This window comes from Pseudomonas sp. Irchel s3b5, assembly GCF_900187435.1.
Taxonomy (GTDB): domain Bacteria; phylum Pseudomonadota; class Gammaproteobacteria; order Pseudomonadales; family Pseudomonadaceae; genus Aquipseudomonas.
This window is the reverse complement of the sequence record NZ_FYDY01000008.1, coordinates 62,756-87,548: the sequence shown is the minus strand read 5'-3', so window position 1 is coordinate 87,548 and position 24,793 is coordinate 62,756. Positions and strand designations below refer to the sequence as shown.

General features: G+C 59.9%; 27 protein-coding genes. 12 read left to right on the top strand and 15 right to left on the bottom strand.

Features of this window, described 5'->3' with window-relative positions; genetic code table 11:
* Positions 1-132 precede the first annotated feature (132 nt).
* The gene (locus CKW15_RS11565; protein ID WP_095152148.1) at positions 133-897 is read right to left on the bottom strand and encodes an AraC family transcriptional regulator; all 765 of its coding nucleotides are present in this window, start codon (positions 895-897) and stop codon (positions 133-135) included.
* A gap of 134 nt (positions 898-1,031) precedes the next feature.
* Here CKW15_RS11565 and CKW15_RS11560 point away from each other — a divergent pair, with 134 nt between their 5' ends.
* Entirely contained in the window at positions 1,032-1,847 is an 816-nt protein-coding gene (locus CKW15_RS11560; protein ID WP_095152147.1) for a UDP-2,3-diacylglucosamine diphosphatase, read from the top strand.
* A 34-nt stretch (positions 1,848-1,881) separates the two neighbouring features.
* On the opposite strand, the gene CKW15_RS11555 is transcribed toward CKW15_RS11560, so the two are convergent.
* Positions 1,882-2,472, bottom strand: a complete 591-nt coding sequence (locus CKW15_RS11555) for an HD domain-containing protein (RefSeq protein WP_095058974.1) — start codon at positions 2,470-2,472, stop codon at positions 1,882-1,884.
* 27 nt (positions 2,473-2,499) lie between these two features.
* Positions 2,500-2,811: a DUF962 domain-containing protein gene (locus CKW15_RS11550; protein ID WP_095058975.1), complete on the bottom strand. Its 312-nt coding sequence runs from the start codon at positions 2,809-2,811 to the stop codon at positions 2,500-2,502.
* Between the two features lie 162 nt (positions 2,812-2,973).
* On the opposite strand from CKW15_RS11550, the gene CKW15_RS11545 reads away from it, so the two are divergent.
* A complete protein-coding gene (locus CKW15_RS11545; protein WP_095058976.1) occupies positions 2,974-4,035 on the top strand; it encodes an AraC family transcriptional regulator in 1,062 nt (353 codons plus the stop codon).
* Here the strand turns inward: CKW15_RS11545 and CKW15_RS11540 are convergent.
* A complete protein-coding gene (locus tag CKW15_RS11540; protein WP_095058977.1) occupies positions 3,992-5,446 on the bottom strand; it encodes a TrkH family potassium uptake protein in 1,455 nt (484 codons plus the stop codon). The genes CKW15_RS11545 and CKW15_RS11540 overlap by 44 nt on opposite strands.
* 120 nt (positions 5,447-5,566) lie before the next feature.
* Between CKW15_RS11540 and CKW15_RS11535 the strand changes: the two genes are divergently transcribed.
* Complete coding sequence (locus CKW15_RS11535; protein WP_095058978.1) at positions 5,567-6,133, top strand: NAD(P)H nitroreductase; 567 nt, start codon at positions 5,567-5,569, stop codon at positions 6,131-6,133.
* Positions 6,134-6,161: 28 nt separating this feature from the next.
* Here CKW15_RS11535 and CKW15_RS11530 read toward each other — a convergent pair whose 3' ends face one another.
* The 6 genes from CKW15_RS11530 to CKW15_RS11505 form a co-directional block, all read right to left on the bottom strand.
* A complete protein-coding gene (locus CKW15_RS11530; RefSeq protein WP_095152146.1) occupies positions 6,162-7,505 on the bottom strand; it encodes a HAMP domain-containing sensor histidine kinase in 1,344 nt (447 codons plus the stop codon).
* A 102-nt stretch (positions 7,506-7,607) separates the two neighbouring features.
* Positions 7,608-8,057: an LTXXQ domain protein gene (locus tag CKW15_RS11525; RefSeq protein WP_095058980.1), complete on the bottom strand. Its 450-nt coding sequence runs from the start codon at positions 8,055-8,057 to the stop codon at positions 7,608-7,610.
* Between the two features lie 215 nt (positions 8,058-8,272).
* Complete coding sequence (locus tag CKW15_RS11520; protein ID WP_095058981.1) at positions 8,273-8,950, bottom strand: response regulator transcription factor; 678 nt, start codon at positions 8,948-8,950, stop codon at positions 8,273-8,275.
* Positions 8,951-8,957: 7 nt separating this feature from the next.
* On the bottom strand, positions 8,958-9,371 hold the full coding sequence (locus tag CKW15_RS11515; protein ID WP_095058982.1) for a translation initiation factor 2: 414 nt from the start codon (positions 9,369-9,371) through the stop codon (positions 8,958-8,960).
* Between the two features lie 110 nt (positions 9,372-9,481).
* Entirely contained in the window at positions 9,482-9,781 is a 300-nt protein-coding gene (locus tag CKW15_RS11510; RefSeq protein WP_057715934.1) for a YciI family protein, read from the bottom strand.
* Between the two features lies 1 nt (position 9,782).
* Positions 9,783-10,379 carry a septation protein A gene (locus tag CKW15_RS11505; RefSeq protein WP_095058983.1) on the bottom strand — a complete coding sequence of 199 codons (597 nt, stop codon included), beginning with the start codon at positions 10,377-10,379 and terminating at the stop codon, positions 9,783-9,785.
* Between the two features lie 87 nt (positions 10,380-10,466).
* Between CKW15_RS11505 and CKW15_RS11500 the strand changes: the two genes are divergently transcribed.
* From CKW15_RS11500 to arfB, 7 genes are all read left to right on the top strand, one after another.
* Entirely contained in the window at positions 10,467-11,330 is an 864-nt protein-coding gene (locus CKW15_RS11500) for a PHP domain-containing protein (protein ID WP_095058984.1), read from the top strand.
* 13 nt (positions 11,331-11,343) lie between these two features.
* On the top strand, positions 11,344-11,973 hold the full coding sequence (locus CKW15_RS11495) for an L-threonylcarbamoyladenylate synthase (protein WP_095059054.1): 630 nt from the start codon (positions 11,344-11,346) through the stop codon (positions 11,971-11,973).
* A gap of 120 nt (positions 11,974-12,093) precedes the next feature.
* Positions 12,094-12,792 (top strand): ScpA family protein, encoded by a 699-nt coding sequence (locus CKW15_RS11490; RefSeq protein WP_177450570.1) that lies wholly within the window; start codon positions 12,094-12,096, stop codon positions 12,790-12,792.
* 11 nt (positions 12,793-12,803) lie between these two features.
* Positions 12,804-13,781 carry an SMC-Scp complex subunit ScpB gene (gene scpB, locus CKW15_RS11485; RefSeq protein ID WP_095152144.1) on the top strand — a complete coding sequence of 326 codons (978 nt, stop codon included), beginning with the start codon at positions 12,804-12,806 and terminating at the stop codon, positions 13,779-13,781.
* 276 nt (positions 13,782-14,057) lie between these two features.
* Positions 14,058-15,281 (top strand): 23S rRNA pseudouridine(2605) synthase RluB, encoded by a 1,224-nt coding sequence (gene rluB, locus CKW15_RS11480; protein WP_095152143.1) that lies wholly within the window; start codon positions 14,058-14,060, stop codon positions 15,279-15,281.
* Between the two features lie 774 nt (positions 15,282-16,055).
* Entirely contained in the window at positions 16,056-17,468 is a 1,413-nt protein-coding gene (locus CKW15_RS11475; protein ID WP_095152142.1) for an amino acid permease, read from the top strand.
* Positions 17,469-17,666: 198 nt separating this feature from the next.
* Positions 17,667-18,080: an alternative ribosome rescue aminoacyl-tRNA hydrolase ArfB gene (gene arfB / locus CKW15_RS11470; RefSeq protein ID WP_095058989.1), complete on the top strand. Its 414-nt coding sequence runs from the start codon at positions 17,667-17,669 to the stop codon at positions 18,078-18,080.
* Here the strand turns inward: arfB and CKW15_RS11465 are convergent.
* From CKW15_RS11465 to phhA, 5 genes are all read right to left on the bottom strand, one after another.
* Complete coding sequence (locus tag CKW15_RS11465; RefSeq protein WP_095152141.1) at positions 18,077-19,276, bottom strand: MFS transporter; 1,200 nt, start codon at positions 19,274-19,276, stop codon at positions 18,077-18,079. The two genes, arfB and CKW15_RS11465, sit on opposite strands and share 4 nt — an antisense overlap.
* 98 nt (positions 19,277-19,374) lie before the next feature.
* The gene (locus tag CKW15_RS11460) at positions 19,375-19,560 is read right to left on the bottom strand and encodes a hypothetical protein (RefSeq protein WP_095152140.1); all 186 of its coding nucleotides are present in this window, start codon (positions 19,558-19,560) and stop codon (positions 19,375-19,377) included.
* Between the two features lie 521 nt (positions 19,561-20,081).
* Complete coding sequence (locus CKW15_RS11455) at positions 20,082-21,275, bottom strand: amino acid aminotransferase (RefSeq protein ID WP_095152139.1); 1,194 nt, start codon at positions 21,273-21,275, stop codon at positions 20,082-20,084.
* On the bottom strand, positions 21,275-21,631 hold the full coding sequence (locus CKW15_RS11450) for a 4a-hydroxytetrahydrobiopterin dehydratase (protein WP_095058993.1): 357 nt from the start codon (positions 21,629-21,631) through the stop codon (positions 21,275-21,277). The genes CKW15_RS11455 and CKW15_RS11450 overlap by 1 nt, the downstream gene beginning before the upstream one ends.
* A 104-nt stretch (positions 21,632-21,735) precedes the next feature.
* Positions 21,736-22,527: a phenylalanine 4-monooxygenase gene (gene phhA, locus CKW15_RS11445; RefSeq protein ID WP_056853041.1), complete on the bottom strand. Its 792-nt coding sequence runs from the start codon at positions 22,525-22,527 to the stop codon at positions 21,736-21,738.
* Positions 22,528-22,888: 361 nt separating this feature from the next.
* Between phhA and CKW15_RS11440 the strand changes: the two genes are divergently transcribed.
* Entirely contained in the window at positions 22,889-24,445 is a 1,557-nt protein-coding gene (locus tag CKW15_RS11440) for a sigma-54-dependent transcriptional regulator (RefSeq protein WP_095152138.1), read from the top strand.
* A 145-nt stretch (positions 24,446-24,590) separates the two neighbouring features.
* Complete coding sequence (locus tag CKW15_RS11435) at positions 24,591-24,758, top strand: periplasmic nitrate reductase, NapE protein (protein WP_095058995.1); 168 nt, start codon at positions 24,591-24,593, stop codon at positions 24,756-24,758.
* Positions 24,759-24,793: the final 35 nt, after the last annotated feature.

The window sequence follows — 24,793 nt, the reverse complement described above, 5'->3', positions numbered from 1 at the left end:
AGTAAAATCATGTAGGCGCTGACGGAGGCTGCGATCTTTTGATCTTGATCTTGAAAAAAACAACGTCAAAAGATCGTAGCCTCCGGCAGCTCCTACATTGAACCGTGCGGCCCCGTGGTGTCTGTCGGCAAACTAGCGTTTTTTGTCGCCAGCCTCGCGCCGCAGTTTGCCGGGCGATGCGCCGAACTCCCGGAGCACCGCTGCCGCAAACGCACTCTGCGAGCTGTAACCGACCCGACAGGCAATCTCGCCAATGGGCAGCGCTGAGGTGCGCAGTAGATCCACGGCGATGTGCAGGCGCCGGCTGCGGATGTAATCCATCGGCGTCTGCCCGCATTCGGTCACGAATCGTGCGTGCAAACGAGCGCTGGAGAGCCCGGCCACGCGGGCCAGGTCGGCCACTTGCAGCGGATAGGCTGCGTAATGATCGATGTGCGCATTCAGCGCGGCATAGGGCAGGCGGCGACCGCCGACGGTTTCGGATCTTGCCTTGTTGAGACTGGCCAGCAGCAAGACTGCGCCCTGTTGCGCAATCAGCGGATCATCGACCGGACTGTTCGCCAGCCACTGGACCAGTTGGCTTTGCCCGGCATCCAGTGCCAACCGGCCGGCATTGTCGAGCAGGCGCCGGCTGGAATCTGCGTGATCCCCCAGCGACTGGGCCACCCACTGTTCGCTGGGCACGTCCAGCACCAGGCAACGGCTGCCATTGGCACTGCCGCACGCGTGATGCGCGCCGGACGGTATCACCACGAAGCTCTGCTGAACCACCTGACTGCCATGGCCGCCGACCTCGAAATCCAGGGCGCCCGACAGCCCGAACACCAGTTGCGCATGTTCGTGGCTGTGAACGATCAGGTCGTGGCTGTACTGGCGTAGCGTGAGGATCGGTCTCATCGCAGGTCTCCCGGATTAGGCGGCCAGTCTACACCGAGTCGGGTTGCAAACGCTGTCACGGGACTGACTTGGCGCTGTCATGGACCATTAACCGGTCCGGCGCAAACTTGCCAAAACTTGCCAGAGGGTTGCCCATGACCAGCGCCGAGCTCGCCAAACCTACCCGTAAGCAACGCGTGCGAACTTTGTGGATTTCCGACGTGCATTTGGGCACCCGGGATTGTCAGGCTGAACACCTGTCGCAGTTTCTCAAGGGCTACCACGCGGACAAGGTTTACCTGGTCGGCGACATCATCGACGGCTGGAAACTGCGCGGTGGCATGTATTGGCCCCAGGCGCATACCAATGTGATCCGCCGCTTGTTGACCATGAGCAAGCGTGGCACCGAGGTGATTTATGTCACCGGCAACCACGACGAATTCCTGCGTCGTTATTCAAAGCTGATTCTGGGTAACATCCAGTTGGTGGATGAAGCCGTGCACGTCACCGCCGATGGCCGGCATCTGCTGGTAATCCATGGCGACCAGTTCGATGTGATCACCCGCTACCACCGCTGGCTGGCATTCCTCGGCGACTCGGCCTACGAATTCACCCTGACCCTCAATCGCTGGCTCAACCATTGGCGTGCGCGTTACGGCTACGGTTATTGGTCGCTGTCGGCGTATCTCAAGCACAAGGTCAAAACCGCGGTCAGCTTTATCAGCGACTTCGAAGAAGCCATCGCCCATGAGTGCGTCAAGCGCGAGCTGCACGGCGTGGTGTGCGGGCACATTCACCATGCCGAGATCCGCAAGGTGGGCGGGGTGGATTACCTCAATTGCGGGGATTGGGTGGAGTCGTGCACGGCGTTGATCGAGCACTGGGATGGCACGATCGAGTTGTATCGGTTGGCGGATGCCCAGGCGCGGGAGGCGCAGTTGAAAGCTTCGAAAGTCGCAGAACTGGCTTGAAAAGATCGCTGCCGCAGGCTGCGATCTTTTGACTTCAGGCTGGCGAATGTTCTTCCATCGCCGCTTTGTAGATCGAGTTCTTCGGCTGCGCAAACAACCGCTCCATCATCGGCTCGAAGAAGCTCAGCGGCAGCGTGTCATACGCCGGATCAAACGCCGCGGCATCGTATTTGGCGCAGAACTCGGCCGTCGCCTGAAACTGCGGATGGTCCTTGAATTGCTCGCGCAGGTGCCGGTCCATGCCCAGGTGATGGAAGAAATAGTAACCCTGGAAAATCCCGTGTTTCTCCACCATCCATAAACACTCGGCGCTGACGAATGGCTTGAGGATCGCCGCCGCAATGTCCGGGTGGTTAAAGGAACCCAGCGTGTCGCCGATATCGTGAAGAAGGGCGCAAACCACGTACTCTTCGTCGCGGCCATCGCGCCAGGCTCGGGTGGCGGTTTGCAGGGAGTGTGTGAGGCGATCCACCGGGAACCCGCCAAAGTCACCCTCCAGCAACTTCAGGTGCGCCACAATCCGGGTCGGCAATTGTCGGGCGTAGGCACTGAAATCTGCGGCGATGATCGCCCAGTCTTCTTCGGTACCATCCTTCATGTGGGTGAAGCGGGCATTGGCATTCATCGGCAGGTCTCTTTTGACGGCGTGTGACTAGAACGGAACGCGCCCCAGAATCATGTCCCGGTACATGACGAAGTCACCGAGCAGGCTATAAAAGGGATGTTGAAACGTCGCAGGACGATTCTTTTCGAAGAAGAAGTGCCCGACCCAGGCGAAGCTGTAACCCGCCAGGGGCAGGGCCCACAACAGCATCCAGGCACCACGACCGATGGTCAGCGCGAGAATGAAAATGACCAGGGTTGTGCCGATAAAATGCAATCGTCGGCAGGTACTGTCACTGTGTTCGCTGAGGTAGTACGGGTAGAACTCAGCGAAGCTGTTGAAGCGCTTGATGTTTTCCACGACTGCGATCTCTGTGGTTGTTGTTTCTGATGACAACTTGTTCTGTGGGTAGCTTATTTGAGTCTAGAGTGATCAGTGGCATCAGCCAGTGACAATAGGCGCCACTTTACTATCCTTCGACAATCAGCCGCCTCGAGACGGCTCACCAAGACAGAAAACGCCATGAGCGAACGAACGACCTCTGCAAGCTGGGCGATGGGGATTGTCAAAGCGCTGGAGATGGACGGCCTGGATTGCCGGGTTCTGTTCAAGCAGCTGGGGCTCGACTATGCGGCACTGGATGATCCGGATGCGCGCTTCCCGCAGGATTCCATGACACGGCTGTGGCAACGCGCGGTCGAGCTATCTGGCAACCCGGCCATTGGCCTGAACATGGGCAAAGTGGTGCGGCCTGCGCAGTTTCACGTGGCGGGCTACGCCTTGATGTCCAGCCAGACCCTGGCCGAAGGCTTCCAGCGCCTGGTGCGGTTTCAGCGCATCATCGCCGAAAGTGCCGACCTGAGTTTCAAGCTGCTGGACGAAGGTTACGCGCTGATTCTGACGGTGCACGGCGATCATCTTCCGCCGACCCGACAAAGCGCCGAAGCTTCGCTGGCCTGTGCGCTGGCCCTGTGCGGCTGGCTGACCGGGCGGACGTTGCAACCACGCAAAGTGCTGGTTCAGGGCGATCAGCCGGTCGACCTGGAACCGTACAAGCAAGCCTTCCATGCGCCGCTGGTGTTCAGTGCGCCTTACGATGCGCTGATCTTCGAACGCTCGGACATGGAAGCGCCGCTACCGACGGCCAACGAGGCCATGGCGTTGCTGCATGATCGTTTTGCCGGTGAATACCTGGCGCGCTTTTCGGAAAGCCGCGTGACCCACAAGGCGCGGCAGGTGTTGTGTCGTCTGTTGCCTCAAGGGGAACCCAAGCGCGACACCGTGGCGCAGACGCTGCATTTGTCCCAGCGAACCTTGCAGCGTCGCTTGCAGGAAGAGGGCACGAGTTTCCAGGTGTTGCTCGACGATACCCGACGCGAATTGGCCGAGCAGTATCTGGCGCAACCGAACATGACCTTGCTGGAAATTGCCTATCTGCTGGGGTTCGCCGATCCGAGCAACTTCTTCCGCGCCTTCCGCCGCTGGTTCGATGCCACACCCGGCGAGTACCGGATGCGGCTATTGCAAGCGCCTGCGGCGATCAATGACGCCAAAATGCCGGAATACACAGCACAAACACAGTAATGATTTCCAGTCGGCCCAGCAGCATGCCGGCCGACAGAATCCACTTGGCGGCGTCCGGCAGGGTGGCGAAATTGCCTGCCGGGCCGATGGTTTCGCCCAAGCCCGGGCCGACGCCGGACACGGTGCTGGCCGCGCCGGTCAACGCAGTCATCCAGTCCACGCCGAGCAGCGACAGCAGCAGTGCGATCACACAGATGGTGATGGCAAAGAAGAACGAAAACGTCAGGATCGAACGCACGATCTCTTCGTCCAGCCGGTGGCCGTTGTACTTCTGCTTGATCACCGCTCGCGGGTGAATCAGCTGGTTAAGGTTGGCCTTGAGCAGGATGTAGGCGACCTGGAAGCGGAAAATCTTGATCCCGCCAGCGGTCGAACCCGAGCAACCGCCGACAAAGCCCAGATAAAAGAACAGCATCAGCGAGAAATTTCCCCACAGGCTGTAGTCCCCCAGCGCGAAACCGGTCGTGGTTACGACTGACGTCACGTTCAGCGCCACATGCCGCAGCGCGTCCAGCCAATGCATCTGGGTGGTCCACCAGTACCAGGTGCCGAGTACCAGCCAGGTCACCAGCAACATGCCGAGCAAGCCCTGCACCTGTTGGTCCTTGATCAGCGCCTTACGGTTGCCACGCAACGTCGCGACATACAGGGTGAACGGCAGGGCGCCGAGAATCATGATGACGATCGCCACCCAATGCACCGCTGGCTGCGGCCACTTGGCCAAGGACTGGTCGGAGGTGGAGAAACCGCCGGTGGAAATCGCCGACATCGCGTGGTTGATCGCATCGAACGGGCTCATCCCGGCCCACCAGAATGCCAGGCTGCCGAAAATGGTAATGCCGACATAGGCTGCCACGATCAGGCGCGCCACCATGTGCGAGCGGGGCATGACTTTTTCCGATCGATCCGACGATTCGGTCTGAAACAGCCGCATGCCACCAATGCGCAAGAGCGGCAGAATCGCGACCGCCATGCCGATAAAGCCGATGCCGCCGATCCAGTGCAGCAACGAGCGCCACATCAGGATGCCGGGGGACATGGTGTCCAGGCCGTTGAGCACGGTCGCGCCGGTGGCGGTGATGCCGGACATGCTTTCAAAGAAGGAGTCGGTGTAGCTGATGTGCTGAGTCAGCAGGAATGGCAGCGCCGCGAAGATGCACACCACCAGCCAACTGCTCACGGTCAGCAGGTACATGTCCCGCGGGCGCAGGTGAATGTGCTCGGGACGCCCCGGAATCACCAGCGCCAGACCGGCGACAAAGGTGATCATGCTGGCCCAGAGGAACGATGTCAGGTCGCTGGTGCGGTCAAAGATGACCAGCGTGGCCATGGGCACGACCATGGCAATCGCCAGCGTGATCAGGAAGATGCCGATGATGAAACCAATGATCCGTAAGGTCGGCAACGCCATGAGGTCCGCTCGGCTGAAGTAAGGAAGGGCGCCATTCTACCTGCGAGGCGGGGCATGTAAACCGCACTGCGGTGGTAGTTACAGCTAGAATAGCCGCACAAATTTTTCAGGAGGTGGCCGATGCAGGCTCTCGACGCTTTGCTCAACCGTGTTTCCGTCCCACGACTGCTTGATCCGGCACCGACCGCGGAGCAACGTGAAGTGCTGTTTGGCGCCGCCATGCGGGCACCGGACCACGGCCATTTGCAGCCTTGGCGCTTCCTGACGGTGGAAGGCGTGGCACGTGAGCAAATGGGCGAGTTGCTCGCCGAAGCGGCAAGACTGCAGGACAGCGAAGTCACCGAAGCGGCCATCGACAAGGCGCGCAACGGTCCGCTGCGGGCACCGTTGGTGGTCGTGGTGATTGCTCGCGTGCAGGATCACGTCAAATACCCTAAGTCCGAGCAACTGCTGGCGGCGGGTTGTGCAGCCCACGGGATTTTGCTGGCGGCGTATGCCCAAGGCATCGGCGCGGTATGGCGTACCGGTGACCTGGCGTATTCGTCGCATGTGGCCAAGGGTTTGGGATTGGCGGAAGGGGAGGAAGTGATTGCTTTCCTTTATCTGGGGACACCGCAGAAAGAACCGCGAGTGGCCGAGAAGGTCGACCTGGCCGAGTTCGTCAGCGCCTGGCGCGGTAAAGCCTAAAGATCAACAGATCGCAGCACCACAGCGCTTACAACGGCGCAACAGCCCCCGGCACCAACGGCAATTCCAGGCTGGCAATAAACCCGCCTTCAGGATGGTTGGACAGCGCCAGGCTGCCGCCATGCCGTTCTGCCGCACGCCGTGCAATGGCCAGCCCCAGGCCATGTCCGGCGGCGGTTTGCCCGGGGGCGCGGTAGAACGGCTCGCCGAGCTGACTCAAGTGCTCGGCATCCACTCCAGGCCCATGATCGCGCACCGTCACCACAATGCGTTCGCCCTGACGCAAGGCCTGTATTTCGATGGGCATGCCACCTGCCGGGTTGAAACGCTGGGCATTTCGCAGCAGGTTGTCCACGGCCCGTTCGATCATGGTCGGCCAGCCTTTGAGGTTCAGTTGCGGCTCGGCTTCGAGATGGACAAGCTGATCCGGTGAGGCCAGTTGCGCATCCTTTTGCAGGGTGGTGAGCAACGCGTTGAGGTCCACCTCTTCCGCACTGGCGTTGTCGGAATCGACCCGCGCCAATACTAGGATTTCGCTGATCAGCGCTTCCAGGCGATCGCACTCGCGGGTCAGGCGCGGCCACAGCTGTTCGCGTTCTTGCGGAGTGGCCCGCTCGGCCAGTGCCAAGGCGATGCGCAAACGAGCGAGGGGAGAGCGCAGCTCGTGGGACACGTCGCGCAGCAATTGCCGCTGACTGCCGATCAGGCTTTGCAGGCGCGCGCCCATGCGGTTGAAATCGTTGGCCAGTACGCCGAACTCGTCGCGGCGGTTAGCCAGTTTCACCAGGCTGTTTTGTTGATAGGTGGTTTGGCCGAGGTCATGCACCGCGCCGCGCAGGCGACTGAGCGGGCGGGTGATGGAAAAGGTCACCAGCAGGCTGAATAAAGTCAGCACCACCAAGGCAATACCCAGCGCACTCAACGGCCATAACAGGCTTTCGCGGTGCCAGGCGTCCAGTTCCGGGTGGGGGATGCGGTAGATCAGCAGGTAGGTGTCGCCGGTTTTTTCGCTGGTGTATTCATCGGTCAGACGTCGCCATGGCAGGCGTCGGTCTTCGTTATTCTGCCGCGCTTCGAACGCTGCGGCGCGACGAGGGAATGTGCCGCGCACCACCGGGTCGCCACTTTCGTTGAGCACCTGAACGTCAATGTGATACTGACGTTTGCGTTGCTGAAGAAGGTCCTGGGCGGCCTCTTCGCCTTCGGACTCGTAAGTCTGCGTCCACTGTTCGGGCAGCGTGTTGAGGCCCGGGTGACGGCTGAGAATCCATGCGTCCTGATTGAGCATGTGCCCGAGCAGAATGGACAACCCTGCAACCAGAGCGATGGCCAGCCAGAAGCTGGCCAGAATACGCCAGAACAATGAACGCACAGTAAATCCTCGAAACGTGTGGGAGCGAGCCTGCTCGCTCCCACATTAGACCAAACGCATGCGACCCAACGCGGTTGAGCCGTTGGGTCCGGGGTTAACGCATTATTGCGCCTTTTGCGGTTGTTGCGCTTTCCAGGCCTTGAACTCGGTCCATTCAGCGCGACGCTCAGCCTGTTTCTTCTGGATTTCGTCGAATTCTTTCTGCTGATCCGGTTTCAACAAGGCGCGTACATCCGCTTCCGCTTTTTTGTGGTTCGCGGTCATCTCGTCTTTCATGGCTTTCTGGTCGGCTGGCGAGAGCTTCTCCAGGTATTTGTCGACCACTTGCTTACGCTCGTGCATTTGCTCGCCCATGATTTTGCGGATCTGCTCGCGCTGTTCGCGGCTCAGGTCCAGCTGGCTGTACGGGCCTTTGCCGTGCATGCCGTGCATCTGACCGCCGTGGCGCGAACCGTCCATCGAGCCATCCATCGGGCCTGCGCCTTCGGGCATGGCCATGGCAACGGTCGGCAGGGCGGCAGCGAACATCAGAGCGATAAGAGTCTTGCGCATGGTGTATCTCCTTGTCTCGTTCCCGGTACGTTCCGGATGAGTGCAGATTACGGAGATCAAGGTCAGCGGCGGTCAGCGGAGTGTAAGGCTTGGGTAAAGATGGTTTTCTATGTCCCTGACAAAACATCCCTGTAGGAGCCGGCTTGCTGGCGAAGGGGCCTTGAGGCCATCAAAAGCTTCGCTGGCAAGCCAGCTCCTACAGGGGGCGTGTTTCGTCAAAGGCTGTAGTAGTAGCCGCGGCTACGAAGGGCAACGATGCGCGGTCGGCCATCGGCGTGCGGGCCGATTTTTTTGCGCAGGTTGCTGACGTGCATGTCCAGGCTGCGGTCGTACAGGGTCAGCTTGCGGCCGAGGGCGATCTGCGCCAGTTCCTGCTTGTCCAGAGGCTCGCCGGGTTGCTTGAGCAAGGCTTCGAGCAGGCGACTTTCAGAGACGGTGAGGATGTATTCCTGTTGATCGATGCTGACCACGCCGCGCACCGGGCTGAAACACAGGTCGCCCAGTTCCATCTGGCTGGACACCGCCGCCGGATGGCTGCGGCGCAACACCGCACGCAGGCGGGCGGTCAGTTCCCGCGGATCGCAGGGTTTGGCCAGGTAATCGTCGGCGCCGAGTTCCAGGCCGAGGATGCGGTCCAGCGGTTCGCCCCGGGCCGAGAGCATCAGCACCGGCAGATCCGGATGATCGCTGCGCAATTGCTTGAGCAGTTCCAGGCCGCTGCCGTCGGGCAGCATCACATCCAGCACCACGGCCGCCGGGGAGGCCTCCGCCAGTGCACGCCGCGCACTCTGGCCGTCGTGACAGGCGCGAACCTGAAATCCTTCCTGGCTCAGCCAACTGCTCAGGAGCTCACACAACTCCTGGTCATCATCAATCAGTAACAGCTCGCTCATGACTCACTCAATTTAGCCATTGTCGACGTTTTCGACTTGCCCCACTGGCGAAGATACCGCAGAGCAGAGCCAATAGCGCTACCCCGGCGCCGATCACGAACCATTGTTGCTGATCGGTCAACCAGCGTGGCACCGAACTGCCGGCCTGGGCTTCCTTGAGTTGCAGCTTCAGTCGCTGGTTCTCTTGGCGCAACCGGGCCAGTTGGGCGCTTTCGCGCTCGCCATCGGCATTCTGCAGTTGTTTGCTCAGTTCTTCCCGTTGCCGCTCGCTGTCTTTCAAGCGTTGCTGCAATTCATTGATCTGGCTGCCGGCGCTCAAGGACAGCGGCGTGGAGTGACCTTCCTCGGCGCTTTCTTCACCGTGGGCGGGTGCCATGATCGACAACGTGACCAACATCAGACACAACGGACCTTTGCGCATCGCGACTCCTGATTCCAATACGAGTATTGGGCAAGTTGTCGGCCGGCAAACGAGAATAATGAGCGATTGAGAACGCGATGAACCAATAAGGTTCACCGCGTGGAGAGGTGTTACGGCAGGACTTGCTTGAACGGCTTGACCAGAACGTTGGCGTAGACGCCTGCGGCGATGTACGGATCTGCGTCGGCCCAGGCTTGTGCGGCGCTCAGGGAATCGAACTCGGCGACGATCAGGCTGCCGGTGAAACCCGCAGCGCCTGGATCATTGCTGTCGATCGCCGGGTGTGGACCGGCCAAAACGATGCGACCTTCACCTTTGAGCACTTGCAGGCGCTCAAGGTGTGCAGGCCGTGCGGCCAGGCGGGCTTCCAGGGAGTTGGCGACGTCTGTGGCAATGATTGCGTAAAGCATGTCAGTCCTCGGTTTTAGGCGTTGTGGTATCGGCATCATGCAGATGGCGGGACAGGTAGATGCCCTGGCCGACCAGGAACAGCAAAGTCATGCCCAGGCTGCCGAAGACTTTGAAGTCGACCCAGTAGCTCTGGAAGGTGAACGCGACAAACAGGTTGGCGGCACCGCAAAACAGGAAAAAACCGATCCAGGCGATGTTCAGGCGCGTCCAGACCGGCTCCGGCAGGGTCAGTGCATGGCCCATGATGCGCTTGATCAGCAGGCTGTCACCGATGAAGTGGCTGCCGATGAATGCCAGCGCGAACAGCCAGTTGACCACCGGGGCTTTCCATTTCAGGAACGTCTCGCTGTGGAAAGCCAGCGTCAGGCTACCGAAGACCAGGCAGGCGATCAGCGTCAGCCACTGGCTCTTCTCCAGCTTGCGCTGCTTGATGAACAGCGTGCCGTAAACCGCCAGCGAACTGATGATCAGCATGGCCGTGGCGCTGTAAATACCGCCTACAGTTACCTCATGACCGGCAATGTCGACGACCCGTGGATCGATTTTGAAGACGATGAAAAACAGCAGGAGCGGGATGAAATCGATGAATTGTTTCACAGTGGCAGCCAGAAGCAGGATGTGGCTGCATAATAACAAACATATGGGCGCGCGATAGCGCCAGCTGATTTGAGGTTACAAAGCCCTGTGAATGTTGATTTGCACTGCCATAGCACGGCCTCCGATGGCGCCCTGGCGCCTGCGGTTCTGGTTGCGCGTGCGTTCGAGAACGGCGTGCGAGTCCTGGCCCTGACCGATCACGACACCCTCGAAGGTCTCGCCGAGGCGCGCAGCGCAGCGGATGCGCTGGGGATGCAACTGGTCAACGGGGTCGAATTGTCCTGCACCTGGGGCGGCGCCACCATTCACGTGCTTGGCTATGGTTTCGACGTCAACGCCGCGCCGTTGGTCGAAGCGATCGCCAAATTGCACGATGGGCGCTGGCTGCGTTCCGAAGAGATCAGCCGAAAACTGGCGCTCAAAGGCATGCCGGGGGCGCTCGAAGGTGCCCGGTCGATACAGCAGGAGCTGGGCGACAGCGGCAACGCACCGGCCCGCCCGCACTTTGCCGACTGGATGGTCCGTGAAGGTTTCGTCAAGGATCGCGCCGAAGCGTTTCGCAAATGGCTGGGCGCCGGCAAGCTGGGCGACGTCAAGCAACACTGGCCGACGCTGGAAGACACCGTCGAAACCCTGCGCGCGGCCAAGGCCTGGGTCAGTCTTGCTCACCCATGGCACTACGAATTCACTCGCAGCAAGCGCCGCCGCCTGATTGCCGACTATATTCAAGCAGGTGGCCACGCCATCGAAGTGGTCAATGGTTACCAGCCCGCCGAGCAAGTGGGCAGCCTGGCCATTCTGGCCCGTGAATTCGGTCTGCTGGTCAGCGCCGGCAGTGATTTTCATGGTCCGGGAGGCTGGTCAGAGATCGGTGAGTACCGCCCGCTCCCGGAGGATCTGCCGCCACTTTGGTGCCGATTCAAACATGACCCAGTTATTGCCGCCGTCTGAACAGGTAGAAAATGTGAGTCAATTTTTCCAGATTCATCCGGAAAACCCGCAAGCGCGCCTGATCAAACAGGCAGTCGAGATCATCCGCAGCGGCGGGGTGGTGGTTTATCCCACAGACTCGTCCTACGCCATTGGTTGCCAGATCGGCGACAAGGTTGCCGTCGAGCGCGTGCGCCGTTTGCGCGGGCTGGATGAAAAGCACAACTTCGCGCTGATTTGCTGCGATTTGTCGCAACTGGGGTTGTTTGCCAAGATCGATACCGGGACTTTCCGTCTGCTCAAGGCGCACCTGCCGGGGCCATACACCTTCATTCTCAACGCCACCCGCGAAGTGCCACGGTTGTTGCTGCACCCGAAAAAACGCACCATCGGCCTGCGTGTTCCGAGTCATCCGATTGCCCTGGCACTGCTGGAACAGTTGGGTGAGCCGCTGATGAGCGTGAGCTTGATCATGCCCGGCGAAACTGACCCGATGTCTGATCCCTATGAAATGCGCCAGCTGCTCGAACATCAGGTTGATCTGATCATCGACGGCGGTTTCGGCGGCATCAAGGCGTCCACTGTCATCAACCTCGCCGACGGCGAGCCTGAAGTCATCCGCGTTGGCTGCGGCGACCCTGCGCCTTTCATGGCCGAGGCGTAGATGTCGGCAGTAGAACCCGTCGACAGTCAGGCCGGTGCCCAGCAAGAGCTGCCTTTCGCCATGGTCTATGGCCAGGCGGTCATGGAAATGCCGCTGGACCTGTACATCCCGCCGGATGCGCTGGAAGTCTTTCTTGAAGCTTTCGAAGGCCCGCTCGACCTGCTGCTGTACCTGATCCGCAAGCAGAACATCAACATCCTCGACATTCCGGTGGCGGAAATCACCCGCCAGTACATGGGCTATGTCGAGTTGATGCAGTCGGTGCGCCTGGAACTGGCGGCCGAGTACCTGGTGATGGCCGCGATGCTCGCCGAGATCAAGTCGCGAATGCTGCTGCCACGGGCTGAAACCGTCGAGGAGGAAGAAGACGACCCGCGCGCCGAACTGATCCGCCGCTTGCAGGAGTACGAACGCTTCAAGGCTGCCGCCGAAGGGATCGATGGCCTGAGCCGCGTCGGACGTGACGTGGTGGTACCGAAGCTGGATGCACTTGAAGCCCGGGCGCGCAAGCTGTTGCCGGACGTGCGTCTGTCCGAGTTGCTTTTGTCCATGGCCGAGGTTTTGCGCCGTGGCGACATGTTCGAAAGCCACCAGGTCAGCCGCGAAGCGCTGTCTACGCGCGAACGCATGAGCGATGTGCTGGAACGGCTCAAGGGCGGCGGTTTCGTGCCGTTTGTCGAACTGTTCACCGCTGAAGAGGGACGCTTGGGGGTGGTCGTGACGTTTATGGCGATTCTCGAACTGGTCAAGGAATCTTTGGTCGAGCTGGTGCAGAATGAGCCGTTCGCAGCGATCCACGTGCGGGCCCGAGCCGAATAACGAGTTGAATCATGAACCTGAGTGAACCCCGCGAGCTGGCGCCATTGCTTGAAGCCTTTCTGTTGGCCTCGGGAAAGCCGCAATCCCTGGAAAGCCTGTTCGAACTTTTTGAGGAAGGCGAGCGCCCTGAGCCGCCGGTGTTCAAGAAGGCCCTGACGATTCTGGCCAAGTCCTGCGACGGCCGCGCTTTCGAACTCAAGGAAGTGGCCTCGGGGTACCGCCTGCAAATTCGCGAAAAATTCTCGCCGTGGGTCGGGCGTCTGTGGGAAGAACGCCCGCAGCGTTATTCCCGGGCCATGCTCGAAACCATGGCGCTGATTGCCTATCGCCAGCCGATCACCCGGGGCGAGATCGAAGACGTGCGGGGCGTGGCGGTCAACAGCAACATCGTCAAGACCCTCATGGAGCGCGAGTGGATTCGGATCGTCGGTTACCGCGACGTGCCCGGCAAACCGGCGATGTTTGCCACCACCAAGGCCTTTCTCGATCACTTCAACCTGAAAAATCTCGACGACCTGCCGCCGCTGGCCGAACTGCGTGAACTGGAACCGGACCCGGTGCTCGATTTCGACGACGCCCCGGTGCCGGCCGCCCTGCAAGCGCTGGCCGATGCCAGCGCCGAGCCGGAGGAACCGAAGGAAGAGACCAGTTTCCATACGCTGCTTCTGGAGCTGGACACCATGGAGGAGGGGATCAAGACTGATTTCGACGATTTGTTGCGTGATGGTGTGTCGCCTGAATTCGATTCGGAGCAGTCGGATGTCGAGCCAGACGTCGAAGCGGCGCAGCCCGAGCCCGAGCCTGAAACTGAAACTGAACCGGAGCAGGAAGACGATATCCTCGGCGTCGCACAAGCCCGGGAAAAACTCCTGGCCGCCGTCGCCGCCCTCGAGCCGCCGAAACCCGAGCCTGAACTGTCGGACGAAGAGGCCGAAGCCCAGGCATTGGCCGAAGCCATCGAAGCCGAACGTCGCGAATTCGAAGACTGACCACCATCCCGTAGGAGTCGGCTTGCTGGCGATGGCATCACCGCGGTCTCTCAGATACACCGCGTTGGCCGCATCGCCAGCAAGCCGGCTCCTACAAAAGCTCGCGATCACCGGTCGGCGGAAAAGCAAATAACCTTGCCTTGATCAGCTAGTCTCTGATGCGCAAACGCCCGCATGCGCGTATGATTCGCGACCCTTCGGCGATCCCATCGCCAAGAACCCAGATTTACATCGCTTCAGGCAACGCCTGAACAGACCACACCGGGAGGTGCCCAGATGAGTATCAAAGACCAGAAAGACGACCAGGAAATCGGCCCAGCAGGCGAAAAGCTGCAGAAAGTCCTTGCCCGTATCGGCATTGGCTCGCGCCGTGACGTGGAAGCCTGGATCAGCCACGGCCGCATCAAGGTCAACGGCAAAGACGCCACTCTTGGCCAGCGTGTCGACATGCACGACGCCATCACCATCGATGGCAAGGTGATCAAGCGCGAAGAGGCTGCCGAGTCGGTCCGCCGCGTGATCATGTACAACAAGCCTGACGGCGAGATCTGCACCCGCGTCGACCCGGAAGGTCGCCCGACCGTGTTCGACAAGATGCCAAAGCCGAAAGAAGGCCGCTGGATCAACATCGGTCGCCTGGACATCAACACCACCGGTCTGCTGATGTTCACCACCGACGGTGAGCTGGCCAACCGCCTGATGCACCCTTCCTACGAAATGGACCGTGAATACGCGGTACGTGTGCGTGGCGAAGTCGATGACGAGATGATCGAGCGCCTGAAGGCTGGCGTGGTCCTTGAAGATGGTCCGGCCAAGTTCACCGACATCAAGCAAGCGCCAGGCGGTGAAGGTTTCAACCACTGGTATCACTGCGTGGTGATGGAAGGTCGCAACCGCGAAGTTCGTCGTCTGTGGGAATCCCAGGGCCTGGTGGTCAGCCGTCTGAAGCGCGTGCGTTTCGGTCCGGTGTTCCTCAACTCCGACCTGCCGATGGGCCGCTGGCGCGAAATGAGCCAGTACGAAGTTGATGTTCTGAGTGCCGAAGTCGGCCTGACGCCGGTCGCGATGCCGCAGATGAACGCCAAGAGCAAAGACAAACTGGACCGGATGCAGCGTAAATCGTCACGTCCGATGGCCAAGACCGAGCGCGTTCGTACCCTGCGTCCGGCTGCTGCCGTACCCGGTGCACCCGCCGCTCCGCGTGCCAGCCGCGAACCGAAGATCGAAGGCGAGCGTCCAGGTCGCAAGCCAGCCGCCCGTCAGGACGGTGAGCGCGGTCCACGCACGCCGCGTCCGGCCAATGGCCGTACCGAGCGCGGCGAAGGTCGTGGCACGCCGGTGGCCGATCGTCCGGTCGACACCAAGCGCCCGGCCAAGCCTGCACCGAAAAAGCGTCCTGGCATCAGCCTGGTCGACAGCGACAAACCGTCGGGCAAGCGCCGTGGCGCTCCGGCGGGTTCGGGTCAGCGTCCTGGCTTTGGTCGTCGCAAGCCTGAGTAATCGGTCAGCGCTTCATAAAAAACGCCAACCTTCGGGTTGGCGTTTTTTTTGGTCTGGTTTTAGCCATGAAGTGTTTTCAATGGCCTCTTCGCGGGCAAAGCGGCAACACCATACTCTCCCGAATGGAAACCCGATGTTACGGTCTGTAAAGAAATCCTGACAAATCCCACGGATTCACCCCGTGAATTCGACACTTCCTGGATGCCGTAAGAAAACGCTTACACATCAGCCCCTCCCGGTTAGCTTCCAGCCCTCTGGCCCGCTTGTTTCACCACTCCAGTCAGGGTGTCATGCGCGCCATGCCTGTCGTGCAGGTGCATAACAAAAAGGAGGCGCAATGATCGCCGCAATCCATTTTCAGTTCTCCGCGAGGGGCGATTTTACTGCCGTCCCCGTCTTTGATCCGCAAGGGTCCGACCCCGTATTTGCAGCCGCCCGAGCCTCTCGTGGCGGACACAGGCAATCCCGGCCATAGACACGCTTGTCCAGCGAGTCTGGCAGCAGGGGGTTACAGGTGTACAATGCGCCGCGTTTTACCTGTGACCTCCTGCGCATCTGCGCAAACCTCAAGGCTATCCGCCTTGTTCACTCCGCTGCGCCACAAGCGTGTCGGGTTCGATTTCGTCACAGATAAAAACAAACAGGTGACGCATGACCGTAGTAAATACGCTGAACTCCTGGTGCCTGCGCTGGGGTTTGATCGGTGCCGCTTAATGTCTTTGCTGAGCAGCAACGTTTACTGAACATCATCAAACCTTGCGTGAGACCCTTTTCATGAGTGGACAAAACTCGCATTCAGGCGAGCTGAAACGCGGCCTGAAGAATCGCCACATTCAACTGATCGCCCTCGGTGGCGCGATCGGTACCGGTCTGTTCCTCGGCTCGGCCGGGGTATTGAAATCTGCCGGTCCGTCGATGATCCTCGGCTATGCCATCTGCGGCTTCATTGCCTTCATGATCATGCGCCAACTGGGCGAAATGATCGTCGAAGAGCCAGTGGCCGGTTCCTTCAGCCATTTCGCGCACAAGTACTGGGGCGGCTTTGCCGGTTTCCTGTCGGGCTGGAACTGCTGGATCCTGTACATTCTGGTGGGCATGTCCGAGCTGACGGCTGTCGGCAAATACATCCACTACTGGGCGCCGGACATCCCGACCTGGGCCTCCGCTGCCGCCTTCTTCGTGCTGATCAATGCGATCAACCTGGCCAACGTCAAAGTCTTTGGCGAAGCCGAGTTCTGGTTCGCGATCATCAAGGTCGTTGCCATCGTCGGCATGATTGCCCTGGGCAGCTATCTGCTGGTCAGCGGCAACGGCGGCCCGCAAGCGGCGGTGAGCAACCTGTGGACCCACGGCGGTTTCTTCCCGAACGGCGTGAGTGGTCTGGTGATGGCCATGGCGATCATCATGTTCTCCTTCGGTGGTCTGGAAATGCTCGGTTTCACCGCGGCTGAAGCCGACAAGCCGAAAACCGTGATCCCGAAAGCCATCAACCAGGTGATCTACCGGATCCTGATTTTCTACATCGGCGCACTGGTCATTCTGCTGTCGTTGACGCCGTGGGACAGCCTGCTGGCTACCCTGAACGCGTCCGGTGATTCCTACAGCGGCAGCCCGTTCGTACAAGTGTTCTCGATGCTCGGCAGCAGCACCGCCGCGCACATCCTCAACTTCGTGGTCCTGACTGCGGCGTTGTCGGTGTACAACAGCGGCACCTACTGCAACAGCCGTATGCTGTTGGGCATGGCCGAACAGGGCGACGCGCCGAAAGGCCTGGCGAAGATCGACAAGCGCGGCGTGCCGGTGCGTTCGATCCTGGCTTCGGCGGCCGTGACGCTGATCGCAGTGTTGTTGAACTACTTGATCCCGCACAGCGCGCTGGAACTGCTGATGTCGCTGGTGGTGGCTACCCTGGTGATCAACTGGGCGATGATCAGCTACTCACATTTCAAGTTCCGCCAGCACATGAACAAAACCAAACAGACGCCGCTGTTCAAGGCCTTGTGGTACCCGTACGGGAACTACGTTTGCCTGGCGTTCGTGGTGTTCATTCTGGGCGTGATGCTGTTGATTCCGGGGATCCAGGTCTCGGTGTACGCGATTCCGGTGTGGGTCGTGTTCATGTGGGTCTGCTACGGCATCAAGAACAAGCGCAGTGCTCAACACGCGTTGCAGGCAGCAGTGAAGTAACACTGACGCAGAATCAACCAACCCGGCCAAGTGCCGGGTTTGTTTTGGGCGCTGCAAAACCTGTAGGAGCTGGCTTGCCAGCGATGACGGCGTCACGTTCACCATCGTCATCGCTGGCAAGCCAGCTCCTACGAAAGGTGGGCCGAAAACAGGGGGGATTCGCGGTATCCTGCACGCTCTGAATACGGACGCTTTTCCATGCTGGTAATTTCCAACAACGTGCATCTGCCGGATGCCGAGATCGAGTTGACCGCCATTCGCGCCCAGGGCGCCGGTGGCCAGAACGTCAACAAGGTCTCCAGTGCCGTGCACTTGCGCTTCGACATTCCGGCCTCGTCCTTGCCCGACTTCTACAAAGAGCGGCTGCTGGCACTGCGCGACAGTCGCATCACCAGCGACGGCGTGTTGATCATCAAGGCCCAGCAATACCGGACGCAGGAACAGAACCGGGCCGATGCGCTGGAGCGTTTGGTCGAGCTGATCCTCAGCGCCACCAAGGTGGAAAAGAAACGCCGTCCGACCAAACCAACCCTGGGCTCCAAGACGCGTCGGCTTGAATCCAAGAGCAAGCGCGGCAACATCAAGGCCGGTCGCGGCAAGGTGGATTTCTAAGGCGCGTCCCGCGATTCACGCAGCTTCGGTGCCTGCCGGTACAAATAGAGACTCAGCATCAATCCGCTCAAAGCGGCAAGGGCGGCAAACAGGAAGATCGAAGCAAATCCGAAACCTGCGGCAATCGCACCGGCCAACGGCCCGGTGATCCCCAGCGACAAATCGATGAACAGCGAGTAAGCCCCCACTGCCGCACCACGACTGGACGCCGGTACCAGATTGACCGCTTCCACCCCCAGCGCCGGGAACACCAGCGAAAAGCCGAACCCGCTCAATGCTGCACCCGCCAAGGCCCAATGCGCATCCGGTGCCAGCCATAGCAGCAGCAATCCCAGGGTCTCCACCGACAGGCAGGCAATCGCCACGCGAAAGCCGCCGAGGCGGTTGATCAGGTTGCCGAACAGCAAGCGCGCGCCAATGAAGCTGACGCCGAACAGGCTCAGGCACAGCACTGCGTTGTCCCAGTGCTGGGTGGCGTAATACAGCGTGATGAAGGTGGCGATGGTGCCGAAACCGATCGAGCCCAACGCCAGCCCGCAGCCATGGGGCAGCACGCGACCTAGCACATGCATGAACGGCAAACGTTCACCGGCAACGATCGGCGCGGCGGTTTTCGGCCAGGCCAGCAGCAGGCCAATGACGGCCAGCAGCACAATGCTCACGCCCATGCTCCACAAGCCCAACCGACTGACCAGCCACACGCCGAGCGGCGCGCCGACCGCCAATGCGCCGTAACTGGCGATGCCATTCCAGGAAATAACCTTGGCGGTATTCGCCGCGCCAACCCGGCCGATACCCCAGCCAATCGAACCGGAACCGACCAGACTTTCCGAGCTGCCGAGTATCAAACGGCCGATCAACAGGCTGATCAAGGTGAGCATCGGCAGGCTTTGCGTCCACGCCGACATCAACATGAACACACCGCTCAAGCCGCATCCGGCCAGGCCATACATCACCGCGAGTTTGCTGCCTTTGTTGTCGATGATTTTCCCGGCATACGGGCGGCTGAGCAGGGTGGCCAGGTATTGCACGCTGATCACCAACCCGGCGATCACGGTGCCGAAGCCCAGGTCGTTGTGGACGTAACCCGGCAATACGGCCAAGGGGATGCCGATATTCAGGTAGCCGATAAAGGTAAACAGGACGATGGATACAACTTGCAGCGTGACCGTCAGGGGGCGCTGGTTTTCAGACATGGGTAAAGGTCCACGGTAAAGCAGATAGATAGGCTGCTTATGATAGCGGCGAGGCCGCTCGTGGGCCGGGGAAAAATGAAACTATTTGCCGGGCGGTGTCACTCGGGCTTGGCGGGCGCAACCAGGTGCGTAGTGACCAGGGCGGCCAACGCGTTTTCTTCGGTGCCAAATCGGGCGAGTAAAGCGGCTTGTTTCTCGGGGGAGAGGCGATTCCAGATCTCGATCATTTTCTCGGCGGTGCCGATCAGGGCGCTGGCCTGGGCTTCGCTAAATTCATCGGTCATGGACAGGGTCTCGTTTCAGGCAGTGTGGAAAGCGCATGTTAGCGCTTTCCACACGGTCTGTACGGCGGGTATTTCAGTCTTCGCTGTCAGCTTGGCAGCTGTCAGTGCCATCTTTCGGCTCGGGCTGTTGGGCTCCGGCTTGTCGCGTGGTCGTCTGCTCAGGTTCGTGCAGGCTTGGGAAGGGGAGATTAGGAATCTCGTGCATAGTCGCGCTCCTCGCTAAGTCTGTTGATAGATCTGGTAGATCCGCGCTTTTACAAAGCCTGGGCAGGATACAGCAACAGAAATGACAAACAGACTTTTATATCCATTTGTTTCGATTAGCGGGGTTGTCTAGACAGGTCTGGAAGGGCAACGAGAATCCATTGTGGCGAGGGAGCTTGCTCCCGCTGGGTCGCGGAGCGGCCCCATGAGAATACAAGGAGTTCTTTCAGTGAGAACTCGTTTGCAGTTCAAGCGACCGCTGCGCGCTCGAGCGGGAGCAAGCTCCCTCGCCACAGGGTGTTCGGCATATCACTTTGTTACTGGCAAACCTTGGCAATCGCCTCGGCCAGCAGATCCAGGCGCGTGGCATCAATGCCGGCGACGTTGGCCCGGCCGGAGCTGACCATGTACACGCTGTGATGATCCCTCAGGTTCTTCACCTGTTCAGGTGAAAGGCCGGTGTAGGAAAACATCCCGCGCTGCGCGCCAATGTGCGCAAAGCGTTCGCGCAAACCATGTGGCTCCAGCGCTTCCACCAGGCCGCTGCGCAGCTGGGCGATGCGCAAGCGCATGCTTTCCACTTCGTCGGCCCAGAGGCTTTTCAGCTCCGGATCGCCGAGGATCGTCGCGACCACGGCAGCGCCATGATCCGGCGGCGTCGACCACAAATTGCGGGCGATGTTGGCCAGTTGGCTGCGAATGTCGGTGAGCTTGTCGGCGCTTTTCGCACAGACAATCAGCGCACCGGTGCGGTCGCGGTACAGGCCGAAGTTCTTCGAGCACGAACTGGTGATCAGCACTTCCGGCAACTCGGCGGCGAACAGTCGAGTCGACCAGGCGTCCTGCTCCAGGCCATCGCCGAAGCCTTGGTAGGCGAAGTCGATCAGTGGCAGCAGTTCGCGTTTGCGAACAACCTCCAGCACCCGGCGCCAATCGTCATGGGACAAGTCGAAACCGGTCGGGTTGTGGCAGCAGGCGTGCAGCAACACCACGTCGCCCTTGGGCGCTTCATTGAGCGCCGCGAGCATCCCTTCAACGTCGAGTCGGTTGTCGCTGCCCACGTACGGGTAATGACTGACCTTGACGTTGGCGGCCGCGAAAATGGTTTCGTGGATCGGCCAGGTCGGATTGCTCAGCCAGACGCCACGGCCCGGCAGGCACTGGGCGATGAAGTCCGCGCTCAGGCGCAGCGCCCCGGTGCCGCCCGGTGTCTGGGTGGCGCCAGCACGTTGCTCGGTCAGCAGCGTCGAGTCGACACCCAGCACCAGCTCATTGATCGCTTTGCCGAACGCCGGCTCGCCATGACCACCGATGTAGGTCTTGGTGGTCTGACGCTCGACCAGACGCGCCTCGGCCAGTTTCACTGATTGAGGAATCGGTGTCAGGCCCTGGGCGTCTTTGTAGACACCCACGCCAAGGTCGAACTTGCGCGGGTTCGGGTCCTGCGCGTAGGCCTCCATCAGGCCCAGGATTGGGTCGCCGGGCACACGGCCGATGGCGTCGAAGTGCATTACTTGCGGCCCTCGGCGTCCTTGGCAACGATGTCAGTGCGCGCGGCCATGATGAAGTCGTTGCGGTGCAGGCCCTTGATCGAATGGCTCCACCAGGTCACGGTGACTTTGCCCCACTCGGTCAGTAAGCCTGGGTGGTGACCTTCAGCCTCGGAGATTTCACCGACAGCGTTGGTGAATGCCAGGGCGTGCTTGAAGTTTTTGAACAGGAAGACTTTTTCCAGCTGCATGATGCCGTCGCGGACTTCGATGTTCCAATCCGGGATTTGCTTGATCAGGATCGGCAATTCTTCGTCGCTGACTTGTGGAGCATCGGCGCGGCAGGCTTCGCAATGGGCTTGGGTGAGTGCGGTCATGATGTGTTCCTGAAATCGAATGTTGGGAAATCGGCCCTCAGTGGCACCACGCTAATCCAAAGCGATGGTTTCTGACAGGCTCACTTGATTCTAAAAGCGGCGGATCACGCGGCTTTTGGTTTTGGCGGAAACTTCGGTGCGTGCAGACCCATCTGCATCGCTTGCTTGACCATGCCCATGATGTCTTCGTGAGCGAGGTCGAACAGACGCTTGAGATTGGGCAGCGCGAAGTACAGCGGTTGCAGGATGTCGATGCGGTAAGGCGTGCGCATGCATTCCAGCGGATCGAACGCCTGATGCTCAGGCTCGTCCGACAGGCAATACACGGTCTCTTTCGGCGAGGACAGAATGCCGCCACCGTAGATGCGTTGGCCTTGCGGGGTGTCGACCAGGCCGAACTCGATGGTCATCCAGTACAGGCGCGCCAGGTACACGCGTTCTTCCTTGGTCGCTTGCAGGCCGAGTTTGCCGTAGGTGTGGGTGAACTCGGCGAACCACGGGTTGGTCAGCAGCGGGCAGTGGCCGAAAATCTCGTGGAAAATGTCCGGCTCTTGCAGGTAATCCAGCTCTTCGCGGGTACGAATAAAGGTAGCCACTGGAAACTGCTTGCTGGCGAGCAATTCGAAAAAGGTCTGGAAAGGGATGAGTGCCGGTACGCGGGCGACCTGCCAACCGGTGGTTTCACCGAGGACTTTATTGATCTCGCCCAGTTGCGGAATGCGGTCGTGGGGCAGACCGAGTTTTTCGATACCGTCCAGGTATTCCTGGCACGCACGCCCTTCGATCACTTTCAGTTGGCGAGTGATCAGCGTGTTCCACACCGCGTGTTCTTCGGCGGGGTAGTCGATAAAACCTTGCGCATCGGGCTCACGAGCCACGTATTGCGTCTGCTTCATGCTGCTCTCCTGCTAGGGGATTCGTTCTTGTTATGTGCTGCTATGGACTTAGAAATACCCCAAGGATTGCGTCGTTGCAGCAGGCAGTCCGCGAACTGTGTGGGAAAACTCCTCAAATATAGTAAAGTTTTCGTTACGTATCGGCCGTCATCGCGCAGATGTTGAGATTGGCGGCTGGGAAACGCCCTACATCTGTAACATAATCTTGACGACTATCTGAGCGCCCCGACAGAAAAATGCTTGCCTGGGACCTTTGTAGGAGCCGGCTTGCTGGCGATAGCGTCCTTGAGGGTGTCATCGCCAGCAAGCCGGCGCCTACAGGTTCAATGCCACCCCTTTCATCCAGATCCAGGTCTTTTATATGCGTATCAAAGTCCACTGCCAGAACCGCATCGGCATCCTGCGCGACATTCTCAACCTGCTGGTGGAATACGGGATCAACGTGGCCCGCGGTGAAGTGGGCGGCGAGCATGGCAACGCCATCTACCTGCATTGCCCGAACCTGATCAACATTCAGTTCCAGGCGCTGCGCCCGAAGTTCGAGTCAATTGCCGGGGTATTTGGCGTCAAGCGTGTAGGGCTGATGCCCAGCGAGCGTCGGCACATGGAACTCAATGCGCTGCTCGGTGCGCTGGAGTTTCCAGTGCTGTCGATCGACATGGGCGGTTCGATCGTCGCGGCCAACCGTGCAGCGGCGCAGCTGTTGGGCGTGCGCGTCGATGAGGTGCCGGGCATTCCACTGTCGCGCTACGCCGAAGACTTCGACTTGCCGGAACTGGTGCGTGCCAACAAATCGCGGATCAACGGGCTGCGGGTCAAGGTCAAGGGCGACGTGTTTCTGGCCGACATCGCGCCACTGCAATCAGAGCACGACGACAGCGAAGCCATGGCCGGCGCAGTGCTGACGCTGCACCGTGCCGACCGGGTGGGCGAGCGTATCTACAACGTGCGTAAGCAGGAATTGCGAGGCTTCGACAGCATCTTTCAAAGTTCGAAAGTAATGGCCGCCGTGGTCCGAGAAGCTAGGCGCATGGCGCCGCTGGATGCGCCGCTGTTGATCGAGGGCGAAACCGGCACCGGCAAAGAATTGCTGGCGCGGGCCTGCCATCTGGCCAGCCCCCGTGGGCAATCGCCGTTGATGGCGCTCAACTGCGCCGGCCTGCCCGAGTCGATGGCCGAGACCGAACTGTTTGGCTACGGCCCCGGCGCTTTCGAAGGTGCGCGGGCCGAGGGCAAGCTCGGGCTGCTGGAGCTGACGGCGGGCGGTACGTTGTTTCTCGACGGCGTCGGGGAAATGAGCCCGCGGTTGCAGGTGAAGTTGCTGCGCTTCCTGCAGGACGGTTGCTTCCGGCGTGTAGGCAGCGACGAAGAGGTTTATCTGGATGTGCGGGTGATCTGCGCGACCCAGGTCGATTTGTCCGAACTGTGTGCCCGTGGCGAATTCCGTCAGGACCTGTACCACCGCTTGAACGTGCTGTCGCTGCACATCCCGCCGCTACGCGAATGCCTCGACGGGTTGACGCCTCTGGTGGAGCACTTCCTCGATCAGGCCAGCCGGCAGATCGGTTGTCCATTGCCAAAACTCGCGCCAGCCGCCATGGAACGGCTCAGTCACTACCATTGGCCGGGCAACGTCCGGCAACTGGAAAACGTGTTGTTCCAGGCGGTTTCCCTGTGCGAGGGCGGGACGGTCAAGGCTGAGCATATTCGTCTGCCGGATTACGGCGTGCGTCAGCCATTGGGCGATTTCTCGCTCGAGGGCGGGTTGGACGAAATTGTCGGGCGTTTTGAAAAAGCGGTGCTGGAACGGCTTTATTCGGAACATGCCAGCAGTCGATTACTGGGCAAGCGCCTGGGTGTTTCTCATACAACGATTGCCAACAAGTTGCGTGAATATGAAATAGGGAAGCTTGCTTAAATAAGAATACTTATTGAATACCAATATTTAACCAGCGCCTTGGTTTCGTATTTAAGGCGCTGGAACCACCGTTGTTGATCCAAATCATGGAACTTATTGCGTAAGCCGTCTAGGCTCCTTTGACAGTTTGGCAGGAGCGCTAACCATGCCATCAACGGATGACTCTACCCAGCGGGTTCGTAAAGAAACGCGCCTGTTCTATTTCCTGATCATTGTTCTGTTTCCACTGTTATCGGTGGCGATAGTCGGTGGTTACGGTTTTTTTATCTGGTTTCTGCAAATGCTCCTCGGTCCGCCAGGCCCCCCCAACTGATCGACATCCATCTCTAACTCAGCAGGGAGTACGGG